Source organism: Mesorhizobium sp. WSM4307, from assembly GCF_007003945.1.
Lineage (GTDB): Bacteria > Pseudomonadota > Alphaproteobacteria > Rhizobiales > Rhizobiaceae > Mesorhizobium.
The window spans coordinates 23,960-39,499 of the sequence record NZ_VFTB01000011.1 but is presented as its reverse complement, the minus strand read 5'-3'; the positions used below and the strand labels follow the sequence as shown (position 1 = coordinate 39,499).

Genomic DNA, 15,540 nt, shown 5'->3' with positions numbered 1-15,540 from the left:
GGTTTCGCAAAAGACCAAAAATGGTGCAATGCGAAATCGTGGAGGAGTTAAGTGGACACGTCTTCAGTCCGGGACATTTTCGTCATAGGTGGCGGTATCAACGGCTGCGGCATAGCCCGCGATGCAGTTGGGCGCGGGTTTTCGGTTTTTCTCGCCGAGATGAACGACCTCGCCAGCGGAACCTCCTCCGGTTCCACCAAGCTGATCCATGGCGGCCTGCGCTATCTCGAATTCTACGAGTTCCGCCTGGTGCGCGAGGCGCTGATGGAGCGCGAGGTTCTGTGGAAGAACGCGCCGCACATCATCTGGCCGATGCGCTTCGTGCTGCCCTATGCCAAGGGGCTGCGTCCGGCCTGGCTGATCCGGCTCGGCCTGTTCCTGTACGACCACATTGGCGGACGAAAATTGCTGCCGGCGACCAGGACGCTCGACATGGCGAGCGATCCGGCTGGCAAGCCTTTGAAGCCGTTGTTCAAAAAGGCGTTCGAATATTCTGACGGCTGGGTCAACGATGCGCGGTTGGTGGCGCTCAACGCACGCGATGCCGCCGATCGTGGCGCAACGATCCGGACCCGCACGAAGGTGGTCGGCGCGCGCCGCGAAAACGGCCTTTGGACAATCAAGATCGAGAACCTGCGGAGCGGAGAAACGGAAGAGATCAAGGCGCGGCTGCTGGTCAATGCCGCCGGACCTTGGGTCGATCATGTACTTTCCGGCGTCGTCGGCCAGAACGACGTGCACAATGTCCGCCTGGTGCAGGGCAGCCATATCGTCATCGCCAAGAAGTTCGACGATCCGCGCGCCTATTTCTTCCAGAACAAGGATGGTCGCATCATTTTCGCCATCCCCTACGAGGACGAGTTCACGCTGATCGGCACCACCGACCGGGATTATCCCGGCGATCCGCACGATGTGAAGATCAGCGACACCGAGATCGATTATCTCTGCGCCGCGGCCAGTGAGTATTTCGCGCAACCCGTCAAGCGTTCGGACATCGTCTGGACCTATTCGGCTGTCCGTCCGCTCTACGATGACGGCGCCTCCAAGGCGCAGGAAGCGACACGCGACTACGTGCTCAAGGCCGATGGCGGTGAGGGTGCAGCCCCGATCGTCAATGCTTTCGGCGGCAAGATCACCACCTATCGCCGGCTGTCGGAATCGATGCTGGAAAAGATCGAGGGTTTTCTCGGCAAGCGCGGCAAGCCGTGGACATCGGACGCGCCGTTGCCGGGCGGCGATTTCCCGGCGACCGGGTTCGACGCACAGGTGGCGAAGCTGAAGACAGCCTATCCTTTCCTCGATGCGCGCCTCGCCCGGCGGTTGACGCGGCTCTACGGGACGCGGGCCCAGCGTCTGCTTGGTCTTGCCAAGTCGAATGCCGAGCTCGGCCGCAGTTTCGGCGGCGATCTCTATGAGGCCGAAGTGCGCTATCTCGTTGAAAATGAGTGGGCCGTCACATCAGAGGATGTACTGTGGCGTCGCACAAAGCGCGGCCTGCATCTCAACCGCGAGCAGGTGGCGGCACTCGATGAATTCATGCGCGGCATAAGCCGGCGGCATGTCGCGGCTGCCGAATGAAGAGGGTTTGAGCTGATGCGGAAAGCCTGGGAGGAGGCGTCATGCTGGAACTGAGAAACGTCACCAAGACGGTCGGTGCGGCCGAGCATATCCGCGACGTGTCGCTGACGCTTCAGCACGGCTCGCTCAACGTGCTGCTCGGGCCGACGCTTTCCGGCAAGACCAGCCTGATGCGGCTGATGGCCGGCCTGGATGTGCCGACCTCCGGCTCGGTCTGGTTCGACGGCCAGGATGTCACCGGCGTGCCGGTGCAGAAGCGCAAGATCGCCATGGTCTACCAGCAGTTCATCAACTATCCGGCGATGACCGTCTATGAGAACATCGCCTCGCCGCTCCGGGTGGCCGGCGCGGAGCAAGGCAAGATCGACAGCCAGGTGCGCGAGGCCGCGGCGCTGCTGAAGCTGACGCCCTATCTCGACCGCACCCCGCTCAGCCTGTCGGGAGGCCAGCAGCAGCGCACCGCACTGGCGCGCGCCATCGTCAAGAATGCCAGCCTGGTGCTGCTCGACGAGCCGCTTGCCAATCTCGACTACAAATTGCGCGAGGAACTGCGGGCCGAACTGCCGAGGATCTTCGCCGCCGCCGGCACCATCTTCGTCTACGCCACGACAGAGCCGCATGAGGCGCTGCTGCTCGGCGGCAACACGGCAACGCTGTCGGAAGGCCGCATCACGCAGTTCGGACCGACCATCGACGTCTTCCGCAAACCGGTCGACCTGGTGACGGCTCGGACCTTCGCCGATCCGCCCCTCAACACCATCGTGCTGGCCAAGAAGGGCGCCGACTTCCTGCTCGAAGGCGGGGTGAAGCTGCCGGTGCCGCCCGAACTCGTCGGCATTGCCGATGGCAATTACACGATCGGTTTTCAGCCGCACCATCTTTCGCTCGAACGGCCCAATGCCAGCGCAGTGCCAGTGCGGGCCAAGGTGACCATCACGGAAATCACCGGGTCGGAGAGCTTCATCCATCTCGATTTTGCCGACGTGCGCTGGGTCATGCTGACCCACGGCATCCGGGATTTCGAGACCGACGAAGTGGTCGAGGTGTTCATCGATCCGCGTCACATCATGGTCTTCGACGAGCACGGCCGCGCCGTGACCGCGCCGAAGCTGGCGGCTTGAGGAGGGCGATATGGCGCGCATCGACGTCAACCATGTCAGGCATTCCTACCTGCCGAACCCGCAGAAGGATGCCGATTTCGCGCTCAGGGAAGTGCACCACACATTCGAGGATGGCGGCGCCTATGCGCTTCTCGGCCCATCCGGCTGCGGCAAGACCACGCTGCTCAACATCATTTCGGGCTTGCTGCATCCCTCGCACGGCCAGTTGCTGTTCAACGGCAGGGACGTGACCAATCTGTCGACGCAGGAGCGCAACATCGCGCAGGTGTTTCAGTTTCCGGTCATCTACGACACCATGACCGTCTACGACAATCTGGCCTTTCCGCTGCGCAATCGCGGCGTGCCGGAGGCCGATGTCGACCGCAAGGTGCGCGAGACGCTGGAGATGATCGATCTGGCGTCCTGGGCCAAGAAGAAGGCGAGGGGCCTGACCGCCGACCAGAAGCAGAAAATCTCGCTCGGCCGCGGCCTGGTGCGCTCCGACGTCAACGCCATCCTGTTCGACGAGCCGTTGACCGTCATCGACCCGCATATGAAGTGGGTGCTGCGCTCGCAATTGAAGCAACTGCATCGCCGCTTCGGCTACACCATGGTCTATGTCACCCACGACCAGACCGAGGCGCTGACCTTCGCCGACCAAGTCGTGGTGATGTATGATGGCGGCATCGTCCAGATCGGCACGCCGGCGGAACTGTTCGAACGGCCGCGCCACACTTTTGTCGGCTATTTCATCGGCTCGCCCGGCATGAACGTCATGCCGGTGGCGATCGACGGCAGGACGGCGACGCTCGGGTCGCAGCGGATCGAACTGCCGGGCGCGCCGAAGGCCGACAGCGGCGCCATCGAACTTGGCATCCGCCCCGAATATGTGCGGCTCGGCCGCGACGGCATGGCCGTTTCGATCAGCAAGGTCGAGGATGTCGGGCGCCACAAGGTGGTGCGCGCCAAGCTGGAAGGCAGGGACATCGCTGCCGTCATCGGTGAGGACGAGACCGTGCCAGCCGAACCGAAGGTGCGGTTCGATCCGGCCGGCATCAACATCTATGCCGATTCCTGGCGTGTCGAGATGGGGGCATAGATGGACAAGACCTGGAACAACAAGGCCTGGTTCCTCGTGCTGCCGGTGCTGGTGCTGGTAGCCTTCACCGCCGTCGTCCCGCTGATGACGGTCGTCAACTATTCGGTGCAGGACACATTCGGCAACAATGTCTTCACCTGGGCCGGCACCGAATGGTTCGAGGAACTGCTGTCGTCCAGCCGCTTCTGGGAAGCGATGGTCCGCAACCTGATCTTTTCCTTCATCATCCTGGCGATCGAGGTGCCGCTCGGCATCTTCATCGCGCTCAACATGCCGAAGAAGGGCTGGGGCGTGCCGGTCTGCCTGGTGCTGATGTCGCTGCCACTGCTGATCCCGTGGAACGTCGTCGGCACCATCTGGCAGGTGTTCGGACGCAACGACATCGGACTGTTGGGCTATTACCTCAACGCGATCGGCATCGACTACAATTACGTGCAGGATCCGTTCGATGCCTGGGTGACGATCATCGTCATGGATGTCTGGCACTGGACCAGCCTCGTCGTGCTGCTCTGCTACGCCGGACTGGTCTCGATCCCCGATGCCTTCTACCAGGCGGCCAAGATCGACGGGGCCTCGCGCTGGGCGGTGTTCCGCTACATCCAGCTGCCGAAGATGCAGCGCGTGCTTTTGATCGCCGTGCTGCTGCGCTTCATGGACAGTTTCATGATCTACACCGAACCGTTCGTCGTCACCGGCGGCGGGCCGGGCAACTCGACGACCTTCCTGTCAATCGACCTCGTCAAGACGGCGCTCGGCCAGTTCGACCTTGGCCCGGCGGCCGCCATGTCGCTGGTCTACTTCCTCATCATCCTGTTGTTGTCATGGGTGTTCTACACCGTGATGACCAATTACGACGCGGAGCGCTGAAATGGCTGGCGCCAATGAACGAACCGAGCGCAATGCGATGAACGGGACTGCTTCGGGAGGTCTCGCCGGTACGCTGTCGCAGAGCGATCTCGACAGGCGCATGCGCCGGCGCGGCGAGGAATCGCGCTGGTGGTGGATCGTGCCGACGCTCTACATCATCGTACTTTTGCTGCCGATCTACTGGCTCATCAATATGAGCTTCAAGACCAATGCCGAGATCGTCAACTCGATGACGCTCTACCCGCACGCGCCGACAATCGCCAACTACGTCACCATCTTCACCGAGAAGGCCTGGTACTCCGGCTACATCAACTCGATCACCTATGTGGTCATGAACATGGTGATTTCGGTATCGGTGGCGCTGCCGGCGGCCTATGCCTTCTCGCGCTACCGCTTCCTTGGCGACAAGCATCTGTTCTTCTGGCTGCTGACCAACCGCATGGCGCCGCCAGCGGTGTTCGCGCTGCCGTTCTTCCAACTCTACTCGGCCTTCGGGCTTATCGACACGCATATCGCGGTGGCGCTGGCGCATTGCCTGTTCAACGTTCCGCTGGCGGTGTGGATTCTCGAGGGCTTCATGTCGGGGGTGCCGAAGGAAATCGACGAGACCGCCTATATCGACGGCTATTCCTTCCCGCGCTTCTTCGTAAAAATCTTCATGCCGCTGATCGCGAGCGGCATCGGTGTCGCCTGCTTCTTCTGCTTCATGTTCTCGTGGGTCGAATTGCTGATCGCACGCACGCTGACCACAACCGACGCCAAGCCGATCGCCGCCACCATGACGCGCACCGTTTCGGCCGCAGGCATGGATTGGGGCCTGCTCGCCGCCGCCGGCGTGCTGACGCTGATCCCCGGCGCGCTCGTCATCTGGTTCGTGCGAAATTATATCGCCAAGGGCTTTGCCCTGGGGAGGGTATGATCATGAACCTAGATCTCTCCTGGATGGCGTGGACGTGGCCGACGGCGGCCTTCTTCGCGACTGTTCTGCTGTTGCTGTGCGGCATGGCGGCCTGGGAATACGCCTCGCCGGGCGGCAATCCGCGCGTCGGCATCCTGCGCTTCGAGACGACGCGCGGCGATCGTCTTTTCCTGTCGCTGCTTGGCAGCGCCTTTATTCATCTCGCTTGGCTGGGTCTCGTTGGATCCAACCTGTGGTGGGCTCTCGCTCTCTCCGTGGTCTACGCCATCGGCGTGTTCCGCTACGTATAGAGGGGGATACTGTTGGAGCGGCCGCATGCCGGCGACCGCACCAGATCGCACTTCAAACCTGAAACAGTGGAGGAAACACATGCGACGGCAATTTTTAACATCAACAACGGCCCTTGTCCTGTTGCTCGGCGTCGGCAATGCCTATGCCGGGATGGATGAGGCAAAAGCCTTTTTGGACAAAGAGATAGGCGGCGTGTCGACGCTTTCCCGCGCCGACCAGGAAAAGCAAATGCAGTGGTTCATCGACGCGGCCAAGCCCTTCGCCGGCATGGAAATCAAAGTCGTGTCTGAAACCTTGACCACCCACCAGTACGAGTCTCAGGTGCTGGCACCGGCCTTTACCGCCATCACCGGCATCAAGGTCACGCATGACGTCATCCAGGAAGGCGACGTCGTCGAGAAGATCCAGACCCAGATGCAGACCGGCCAGAACATCTATGACGGCTGGGTCAACGATTCCGATCTGATCGGCACCCACTGGCGTTACCAGCAGGTGCGCAACCTGACCGACTGGATGGCGGGCGAAGGCAAGGACGTCACCGATCCGATGCTCGACGTCGACGACTTCATCGGCACGAAGTTCACCACCGCGCCGGACAAGAAACTCTACCAACTGCCCGACCAGCAGTTCGCGAACCTCTACTGGTTCCGTTACGACTGGTTCAACGATGAGAAGAACAAGGCCGACTTCAAGGCCAAGTACGGCTATGATCTCGGCGTGCCGGTCAACTGGTCGGCCTATGAGGATATCGCCGAATTCTTCACTGGCCGCGACGTCAACGGCAAGAAGGTCTATGGCCACATGGACTACGGCAAGAAGGACCCGTCGCTCGGCTGGCGGTTCACGGACGCCTGGCTGTCGATGGCCGGCAATGGCGACAAGGGCCTGCCGAACGGTGTGCCGGTCGACGAATGGGGCATTAAGGTCGATGCGAATTCGCGGCCTGTCGGCTCGTGCACCGCGCGCGGCGGCGACACCAATGGACCAGCATCGGTCTATGCCATCCAGAAGTATCTTGATTGGCTGAAAGCCTATGCGCCGCCGGAAGCCCAGGGCATGACCTTCTCCGAATCCGGCCCCGTGCCGTCGCAAGGCAATGTCGCCCAGCAGATCTTCTGGTACACCGCCTTCACCGCCGACATGGTCAAACCCGGCCTGCCGGTCATGAACGAGGACGGCACGCCGAAGTGGCGCATGGCGCCGTCTCCGCACGGCTCCTACTGGAAGGACGGCATGAAGCTCGGCTATCAGGACGTCGGCTCCTGGACGCTGATGAAGTCGACGCCGACCGACCGCGCCAAGGCCGCCTGGCTTTATGCCCAGTTCGTCACCTCGAAGACCGTCGATGTGAAGAAGAGCCAGGTTGGCCTGACCTTCATTCGCGACTCCACCATCCATGACAAGAGCTTCACCGAACGTGCGCCGAAGCTCGGCGGTCTGATCGAGTTCTATCGCTCGCCGGCCCGTGTGCAGTGGACGCCGACCGGTACCAACGTGCCGGACTATCCGAAGCTGGCTCAGCTCTGGTGGCAGAACATCGGTGACGCATCGTCTGGTGCCAAAACACCGCAGGAAGCCATGGACTCGCTCTGCGCCGATCAGGAAAAAGTCATGGCACGTATCGAGAAATCCGGTGTCCAGGGCGACATCGGACCGAAGATGGCCGAAGAGCATGACCTTGCTTACTGGAACGCCGACGCGGTCAAGGGCGGCAATCTGGCGCCTCAGCTGAAGCTCGAGAAGGAGAAGGACAAGCCGATCACCATCAACTACGACGAACTGGTGAAGAGCTGGCAGAAATAGGACTGCCCTATGCGGGCGCTCGCGCCCGTGTGAAATTGGGGGAGGCGGCATGTTGCCGTCTCCCCTGTTTGTGTGAAGGCGGAGGACGCAATGAGCGGTTTTGTGCTGGCAATCGACCAGGGAACGACATCGACCCGGGCGATCCTGTTTGACGGTGAGATGAAAGTCGCCGGCAGCGGGCAGAAGGAATTCACCCAGCACTATCCGGCCTCGGGCTGGGTCGAGCATGACCCCGAAGAGATCTGGGCAAGCGTCGTGACGACCGTGAAGGCTGCGCTGAAGAATGCTGGCCGCGAAGGATCTGATGTCGCCGCCATCGGCATCACGAACCAACGCGAGACCGTCGTGATCTGGGACAGGGCGACCGGCAAGCCGATCCACAACGCCATCGTCTGGCAGGATCGGCGCACCGCGCCGCTCTGCCAGAAACTGAAGAAGCAGGGGCTGGAGAAGAATTTCACGTGCAAGACCGGCCTTCTGCTCGATCCCTATTTCTCGGGCACCAAGATCGCCTGGATGCTGGACAAGGTGAAGGGGGCGAGGAAGCGTGCCGAGAAGGGCGAGCTGCTCGCCGGCACGATTGACAGCTTTTTGATCTGGCGGCTGACCGGCGGCAAGGTCCACGCCACCGATGCCACCAACGCTTCGCGCACGCTGGTCTACAACATCGAGAAAAATGTCTGGGACGACGAGCTACTGGCCATCCTGCGCATTCCCCCCGCGATGCTGCCCGAAGTGAAGGATTGCGCAGATGACTATGGCGTCACGGAGAAGAATCTCTTCGGCGCCGCAATAAGGATTCTCGGCGTTGCCGGCGACCAGCACGCCGCGACCATCGGCCAGGCCTGCTTCGAGCCGGGCATGATGAAATCCACCTATGGCACCGGCTGCTTCGCGCTGCTCAACACCGGCGGCGATCTGGTGCGTTCGAAGAACCGGCTCTTGACCACCATCGCCTATCGGCTGAACGGCAAGACCACCTATGCCCTGGAAGGCTCGATCTTCATTGCCGGCGCTGCCGTGCAATGGCTGCGGGACGGCATCAAGGTGATCGGCAAGGCCGAGCAGAGCGGCAAACTCGCTGATGAAGCCGATCCGACGCAAAACGTCTATCTGGTGCCGGCCTTTGTCGGTCTCGGCGCGCCGCATTGGGACGCCGAGGCGCGCGGCGCGATTTTCGGACTGACACGCAATTCCGGTCCTGCGGAGTTCGCGCGCGCCGCCCTGGAGGCCGTCGCCTATCAGACCCGCGACCTGCTCGACGCCATGCGCAAGGACTGGAAGGGCACTTCGGCGAAAACGGTGCTGAGGGTCGATGGCGGCATGGTCGCGTCGGACTGGACTATGCAGCGGCTGGCCGACATTCTCGATGCTCCCGTCGATCGCCCGACCATCCTCGAGACGACCGCGCTGGGTGCGGCCTGGCTTGCCGGCTCGAAGGCTGGTGTCTGGCCCAAGGCGAAGGAATTCGCCAAGAGCTGGGCGCTCGAGCGGCGGTTCAAGCCGGAGATGGATAGCGCCACGCGATCCGCCAAGCTGGCAGGCTGGCGCGATGCTGTGCGCAGGACTCTGAGCGTGTCATAACGGTCACCACAGGAACGGACTTGAGGTGGGGGACATGCAGCCAGACTGGTATCCTGCTTGGCGGGACGAGGCTTTTGAACAGCTGACCGCGAAGAATGCCATTTTGGAGAAGGAGTTTCGCCTCGGCCGCTGGCCGCGCTATGACTATGACCTGACGACCGGCAGGCTTTTGTTTTCGGACAATGGTGCCGTCAAGGTCGTTGCCGAGATTCAGATTGCTGGCTCGACAGCGCCAAGGCCGGCAACTGGCTTTGGGCGTGGTCGAATTCCAACTTGCCCAACGAACTTCTTGCCGACGCCAATCGCGTTCGTTCCTTCGGCGAGGAGAATGATATTGCCGAACTTCAGCAGGCTTTTGTGACCGACACGACAGATGACCTGGAAGCACTCGGCTGGGAACTGGCCGCGGCAATGGTGCGAATCTGTGACGCGCTCGGAGCCTATCGCTCTCCGCGCGGAGAAGGTGGAGGCCTTTATCTGATGCTCAAAAGCGCAAGCTGGACCAACTGACAGGAAACTTCATTCCGTTGACCGGGATGCTGAAAGTCTCAACGAAAAGGCCCGCGCCATTTCCAACGCGGGCCTTGTAATCAGACTTGCCAGCCACTGACACTCATCCCTGGGTCAGTAAGGCGAACGGCACTCCTGGCGCGGTCCGTAGTTCGGCTGGAATGTGTTGTCCGAAGCACGATAGCTGCGATAGCGGTCGTAGCACCACTGCACATGCGCATTGCCTTCGGAGACGCGGTTGTTCTCGCTGTTGACGATGGCACCCGTAATCAGCGCGCCAGTCGCGAAAGCTGCCAGCGGAAACCAGTAGTCGCCGTGGCGGCGATAGCCGCGATGATATTCGCGATAGCCGCGATGGCCATTCCAATAGGCGTCGCCGTTACGCGCGAAGTTACGGTTGCCGTCGAAATGGCGGTTCTTCATCCACGGCTTGTAATCGACCGTCTGCACAGCGCTCGAAGCCGCCTGCGGCACCAACATCTGCGTGGCATTGGCAGGCAGTGCAGTCGCGGCAAACGAAGCCGACAGGGTGGTCGCCAGTATACCCGATACGATCTTGTTCATGACCTTCTCCTTCGAAAGGGTGATTGACGTCCCTTGAGGCGAGACAACGGGTGGTTTTGGGGAAGGTTCCTCGCTAAATCCCAAGTTGCTGAATTGTAATGTTTCTGAGGCCTCCCACCAGCGCCGACGTGGGGTGATGCCAGCGCTTCGCCGGGGGCGTTGCGCCTTTGATCGAAGCAGGCGGAGTGCCACAGTGGGAATGCTTGCGCGGTATGGCTTGCGGATGCTCTTTTTCCGGTTGACCGGTCGAGGCACTCTCCCTATGTTCCGCGCAATTTCGAGGGCCGCCTTTTCGCGCCCGCGGGAGCGCGTAGCTCAGCCGGTAGAGCAACTGACTTTTAATCAGTAGGTCATGGGTTCGAATCCCATCGCGCTCACCAATATGTCAATGAAATCAATAAATTACACGAGGCTGACGGGGTTGTTTTGCCACAGCGCCGCATTTGTGTCCGCGTAGTGCCCGTAAGGAGAGGTGGCTAAGCTTGCCATTGGCCGTCAATGGTCGTGCAAGTCCTTCGACACGCTAGAGTTCTTCAAATCGGACGCTTCGACCCTCACCTGCTGTTCAAGTCGGGGCTGTTCAAGTCGGGCCTTGCCTCGATCCATTCGGCGCCGGTAACGGAGCACTATCAGCGGCACCACAACCCGCTAGGTCGTTCAGGAGCAGTGAATGTCAGCATTCGCGGGTGGGCCTCCCGACCGAGCATGCCCAACCTTCATTCCTTGGTCGCACCGATGGCGGCATTTGCGGTGAATCAATGCAGCGCTGTCCGCGGCCTCCATAGATGTCGCGAGCGCAGGCATGTTGCGAAGGACGCGAAATCTCATGAAGCCAATAGCATGTCTCTGCATGGCGACATACCCGGAGGCGCGCGCGCTCGAGGACACGGATACGTAAGGTTGCGAAGCGATGAACGGAAAGCGTGCACACGCGTTGGTGTCCATTCCCCGCGGATCGACGAACACAAGCCCATGTCGCGCTCCGGCGACAGGGCGCCAACAGGATGGGAGCCAGACATGACCGAGCATAGGACGATACCAGCTTCCGGCGGCCTTCGGTCGGATCGCGAGCTGCATGATATCGATGCCTATTGGCGCGCAGCCAACTATCTGACGATCGGCCAGATCTACCTGCTCGACAATCCGCTGCTGCGCGAACCGTTGCGGCTTGAGCACGTCAAGCCGCGTCTCCTCGGCCACTGGGGAACGTCGCCCGGATTGAGTTTCATCTATGCCCACCTCAATCGCGTCATCCGGCTCAGGGACGCGAATGTGATCTATATCTGCGGGCCCGGTCATGGCGGCCCGGCAATGGTGGCGAATACCTATCTGGAAGGCACCTACAGCGAGCTCAATCCGGACATTGCGATGGACGAGCAGGGGATGCGCAAGCTGTTCCGGCAGTTCTCGTTTCCCGGCGGCATACCGAGCCATGCCGCACCGGACGTGCCTGGCTCGATCCATGAGGGCGGCGAGTTGGGCTATTCGCTTTCGCACGCCTATGGCGCGGCCTTTGACAATCCTGATCTCATCGTTGCCTGCGTCGTCGGTGACGGTGAAGCAGAAACCGGACCGTCGGCGGCCGCGTGGCACTCCAACAAATTCCTCAACCCGACGCGCGACGGGGCCGTGCTGCCGATCCTGCATCTCAACGGCTATAAGATCGCCAATCCAACTATACTGGCCCGCATTCCCGAAGAGGAATTGCGCGCGCTGTTTGCCGGCTACGGCTATGAGCCGCTGTTCGTGGAAGGCCACGAGCCGGTCCTGATGCATGAGCGGATGGCGAGCGTGCTCGACGATGCGTTTGATCGCATCAAGCTTATCCAGCATGCCGCGCGCAACGGACTAGCCCCGACCGAGCCAAGACCAAAATGGCCGATGATCGTGCTGCGCAGCCCTAAGGGGTGGACCGGGCCGAAAGAGGTCGACGGCCTGAAGACAGAGGGCTTCTGGCGCTCGCACCAGGTTCCATTGTCGGGCCTTGCCGAAAACCCCGCGCATCTCAAGCTGCTTGAGGAGTGGCTGAGAAGCTACCGGCCCGAGGAACTGTTCGACGCCGCTGGCGCTCCTGTCGCTTCGATCCGCGCCACGGCACCGCAGGCAACGAAACGAATGAGTGCCAACCCGCACGCCAATGGCGGCCTGCTGCGCAGGTCCCTCGAACTGCCCGGGTTGCATGACCACGCCATTGCGGTCGAGCGCCCCGGCGCCATCAAGGCCGAGTCGACGCGGGCGATGGGCAGATTCCTGCGGGACGTCATGCGGTTGAATGAGGCCGCGAAGAACTTCCGCATCGTCGGCCCGGACGAGACTGCCTCAAACCGTCTTCAGGACGTGTTTGAAGTAACCGAGCGCGGCTGGATGGAAAAGATTCTGCCCGAAGACGTTCATCTCGGGCGCGACGGCCGAGTTCTCGAAATCCTCTCCGAGCACACCTGCCAGGGCTGGCTGGAAGGTTACCTGCTCACCGGGCGCCACGGCCTGTTTTCCTGCTACGAGGCGTTTATCCACATCGTCGATTCCATGTTCAACCAGCATGCGAAATGGCTGGATGCCTGCCGCGAGATCCCGTGGCGCCGGCCGATCGCATCGCTGAACTATCTGTTGTCCAGCCATGTCTGGCATCAGGAACATAACGGCTTCAGCCATCAGGACCCTGGTTTCATCGACGTCGCCCTCAACAAGAAGGCCGACATCGTACGGGTCTACCTGCCACCGGACGCCAACACCTTGCTGTGCGTGACCGACCATGTGCTGCAGACCTGGAACCGCATCAACGTCATCGTCGCAGGCAAGCCGCCGTCATGGCAGTGGCTGCCGATGGACAAGGCGATCGTTCACTGCCGGGCAGGGATCGGCATCTGGGACTGGGCGTCGACGGACGATGGGGCTGAGCCCGACGTCGTGATGGCTTGCGCCGGCGACGTCCCGACCCTCGAAACGCTGGCCGCCGTGCAGATCCTCAGGCAACAGGCTCCCGACCTCAGGATCAGGGTGGTCAATATCGTCGACCTGATGACGCTTCAGCCGAAGGAATATCATCCGCACGGTCTGTCGGATCGTGATTTCGATGCGCTGTTCACCCCGGATAAACCGGTCATCTTTGCCTATCATGGCTATCCCTGGACCATTCACCGCCTGACCTATCGGCGCACCAACCATGACAACATCCATGTGCGCGGCTACAACGAGGAAGGGACGACAACGACCCCTTTCGATATGACGGTGCTGAACGGCCTTGACCGCTTTCATATCGTCCAAAGCGTCCTCGACTGGGTTCCGCGACTGAAGGGCATGCGGGTCAGCCTGAAGCAGGCGATGGACAGCAAGCTGCTTAAACATCGAGCCTATATTCGCGCCCATGGGCAGGACATGCCGGAGATCCTTGACTGGAAGTGGGGACAGGATGCTGATGCGGCGCCGAAGCGTCCGGATTGAACGGACACCCGTTCGCAAGCGCATGGGAACGGCAACATTTCGGACGGCTTCATGACCGACGCGATCCTTGTTCTCAACGGCGGTTCTTCGAGCCTGAAGTTCGCCGTATTCGGGCGACGCGGTGAGCTGCCGCTGCTGCTGCGCGGCAACGTCTCCTCTCTGGGTCAACAACCGCGGCTGCGTGTCGAGGCCGTAGCCGGCAGCTCCAAAGTCGACAGGAGCCTGAGCAAAGAACCAATCGATATGGACAAGGCGTTCGCGGCGGTTGCCTCCGTGCTCGTCGAAAACGATCTCTTGCGTCGCATCGACAGGGTAGGGCACAGGATCGTTCACGGCGGGCGCGACTTCACCGAAGCAACGCAGCTCGACGAACGCACGCTCAAAGCACTGCGCTTGCTCGAGCCAATGGCGCCCATCCACCAACGGATCAATCTCGAGATTGTCGCGCTGGCCACTGCACTCCTCCCGCAGGCCGTCCAGGTAGGATGCTTCGACACGGCGTTTCATTCGACCCGGCCGGAGCTTGCCAAAACCTACGGGCTGCCGCGCGCGATGACCGAGGCGGGCATCGTTTCCTACGGCTTTCATGGGCTGTCCTACAGCCACATCGCTGCGAAGCTGCATGACCGATACGGCGCCGTCGCCGGCGGCCGCACGATCGTCGCTCATCTCGGCAGCGGCGCCAGCCTGTGCGCCATGGACTCTGGACGAAGTGTCGCCACGACGATGGGGTTTTCGACCCTGGACGGCCTTGTCATGAGCACGCGTTGCGGTGCGCTCGATCCGGGGGTCATCCTCCACTTGCTGCAGGAACGGCGGCTGTCCGCCGAAGAACTGGTCATGCTTCTCTACGAGCAATCAGGCCTACTCGGCGTGTCTGGTATATCTGGCGATATGCGGACCCTGATCGGCTCGGAGGATCCTGCTGCCGTTCAGGCTGTCGATCTCTTCGTTTATCGGATCGGACGCGAGATAGGATCGCTGGCCGCTGCCATGGGAGGACTGGACACGCTGGTGTTCACTGCCGGCATTGGCGAAAACGCGCCGTTGGTCCGGGAAAGGATCGGCGCCGCCGCGGCCTGGCTTGGAGTTGGCATCGATGAACAGCGAAACCGACGAGGCGAGGACGTTGTCAGCAATCGCAATTCCGGCGTCGATGTCCTTGTCATTCCAGCAGATGAAGAACGTGCCGTCGCGGTAGAGATGTCGATCTTTGCGTCTTCGGCAAACCAGGAGGGGCCGAGCCCCTAACCGGCTGATCGTGCGCCCAGTTCCCTTCGAACCTGGACGAGTGTCGCATCGTCGGGATCGGTGGTCACGGTGAAACCCATGTCGCGCTCGACCTCGATGGCGGCACGGTTTTCACGGCTCTCGATCGCTTCGATCGCTTCGAGTCCAAGTTTTTCGGCATATTTCGAGATATAGGCGAGCAGTTCCCAGCCAACGCCCAGATGCTTGCGATCCGCGCGAATGCAGATCGCGACCTCGCCGGTTCGGTCGGCGCGATCGCTTGCCAGCGTCGCAACGGCGATCAACATTCCGTCGGTCGAGAAGGCCACGAAATTATGGATATGCGCGTCGTCTGAACGCGTCATCGCCACCAGCCGTTCATGCGAAACTTCCTTCACAGCGCCGAGAAAGCGGAAGCGCAGATCTTCCGCGGTCACATGCGTGAAGAACTCGGCCAGCCCGGCCTCGTCTTCAGGGCGCGCGCGACGCACTTCGAAGCGAAATCCGGTGTGGGTGGTAAGTGTATCGTTCATGACAACAAGATTCCTGATCTG

At 61.3% G+C, this 15,540-nt stretch carries 14 protein-coding genes and 1 tRNA gene; 13 read left to right on the top strand and 2 right to left on the bottom strand.

The features are described 5' to 3' along the window. The first annotated feature begins 51 nt into the window (after positions 1-51). From glpD to FJV83_RS37095, 10 genes are all read left to right on the top strand, one after another. Complete coding sequence (gene glpD, locus FJV83_RS25725) at positions 52-1,578, top strand: glycerol-3-phosphate dehydrogenase (RefSeq protein ID WP_095775400.1); 1,527 nt, start codon at positions 52-54, stop codon at positions 1,576-1,578. Positions 1,579-1,619: 41 nt separating this feature from the next. Further along, entirely contained in the window at positions 1,620-2,699 is a 1,080-nt protein-coding gene (locus FJV83_RS25720; protein ID WP_095775401.1) for an ABC transporter ATP-binding protein, read from the top strand. Between the two features lie 10 nt (positions 2,700-2,709). After that, entirely contained in the window at positions 2,710-3,777 is a 1,068-nt protein-coding gene (locus tag FJV83_RS25715; RefSeq protein WP_142886230.1) for an ABC transporter ATP-binding protein, read from the top strand. Then, the gene (locus FJV83_RS25710; RefSeq protein ID WP_013895315.1) at positions 3,778-4,644 is read left to right on the top strand and encodes a sugar ABC transporter permease; all 867 of its coding nucleotides are present in this window, start codon (positions 3,778-3,780) and stop codon (positions 4,642-4,644) included. It begins immediately after the preceding gene. Position 4,645: 1 nt separating this feature from the next. After that, on the top strand, positions 4,646-5,563 hold the full coding sequence (locus FJV83_RS25705; RefSeq protein ID WP_095775403.1) for a carbohydrate ABC transporter permease: 918 nt from the start codon (positions 4,646-4,648) through the stop codon (positions 5,561-5,563). A 2-nt stretch (positions 5,564-5,565) separates the two neighbouring features. Next, positions 5,566-5,853 carry a DUF2160 domain-containing protein gene (locus FJV83_RS25700; protein ID WP_038652733.1) on the top strand — a complete coding sequence of 96 codons (288 nt, stop codon included), beginning with the start codon at positions 5,566-5,568 and terminating at the stop codon, positions 5,851-5,853. A 79-nt stretch (positions 5,854-5,932) separates the two neighbouring features. Next, a complete protein-coding gene (locus FJV83_RS25695; protein ID WP_095775404.1) occupies positions 5,933-7,657 on the top strand; it encodes an ABC transporter substrate-binding protein in 1,725 nt (574 codons plus the stop codon). A 90-nt stretch (positions 7,658-7,747) separates the two neighbouring features. After that, complete coding sequence (gene glpK, locus FJV83_RS25690; protein ID WP_142886229.1) at positions 7,748-9,241, top strand: glycerol kinase GlpK; 1,494 nt, start codon at positions 7,748-7,750, stop codon at positions 9,239-9,241. Positions 9,242-9,275: 34 nt separating this feature from the next. Then, a complete protein-coding gene (locus FJV83_RS37750) occupies positions 9,276-9,602 on the top strand; it encodes a DUF6882 domain-containing protein (RefSeq protein ID WP_348645166.1) in 327 nt (108 codons plus the stop codon). After that, complete coding sequence (locus tag FJV83_RS37095; protein ID WP_246691922.1) at positions 9,515-9,751, top strand: DUF6882 domain-containing protein; 237 nt, start codon at positions 9,515-9,517, stop codon at positions 9,749-9,751. Before FJV83_RS37750 ends, FJV83_RS37095 begins: the two co-directional genes overlap by 88 nt. Positions 9,752-9,865: 114 nt before the next feature. Here FJV83_RS37095 and FJV83_RS25680 read toward each other — a convergent pair whose 3' ends face one another. Beyond that, on the bottom strand, positions 9,866-10,315 hold the full coding sequence (locus FJV83_RS25680) for a BA14K family protein (protein WP_095789719.1): 450 nt from the start codon (positions 10,313-10,315) through the stop codon (positions 9,866-9,868). Positions 10,316-10,619: 304 nt separating this feature from the next. Here FJV83_RS25680 and FJV83_RS25675 point away from each other — a divergent pair. The 3 genes from FJV83_RS25675 to FJV83_RS25665 all read left to right on the top strand — a co-directional run bounded on the left by FJV83_RS25675 (position 10,620) and on the right by FJV83_RS25665 (position 15,007). Beyond that, a tRNA-Lys gene (locus FJV83_RS25675) sits at positions 10,620-10,695 on the top strand. Between the two features lie 637 nt (positions 10,696-11,332). Then, positions 11,333-13,756 (top strand): phosphoketolase family protein, encoded by a 2,424-nt coding sequence (locus tag FJV83_RS25670; RefSeq protein ID WP_142886228.1) that lies wholly within the window; start codon positions 11,333-11,335, stop codon positions 13,754-13,756. A gap of 51 nt (positions 13,757-13,807) precedes the next feature. Then, positions 13,808-15,007 carry an acetate/propionate family kinase gene (locus FJV83_RS25665; protein WP_142886227.1) on the top strand — a complete coding sequence of 400 codons (1,200 nt, stop codon included), beginning with the start codon at positions 13,808-13,810 and terminating at the stop codon, positions 15,005-15,007. Here FJV83_RS25665 and FJV83_RS25660 read toward each other — a convergent pair. Continuing rightward, entirely contained in the window at positions 15,004-15,519 is a 516-nt protein-coding gene (locus FJV83_RS25660) for a GNAT family N-acetyltransferase (RefSeq protein WP_095775410.1), read from the bottom strand. The two genes, FJV83_RS25665 and FJV83_RS25660, sit on opposite strands and share 4 nt — an antisense overlap. Between the last annotated feature and the right edge of the window lie 21 nt (positions 15,520-15,540).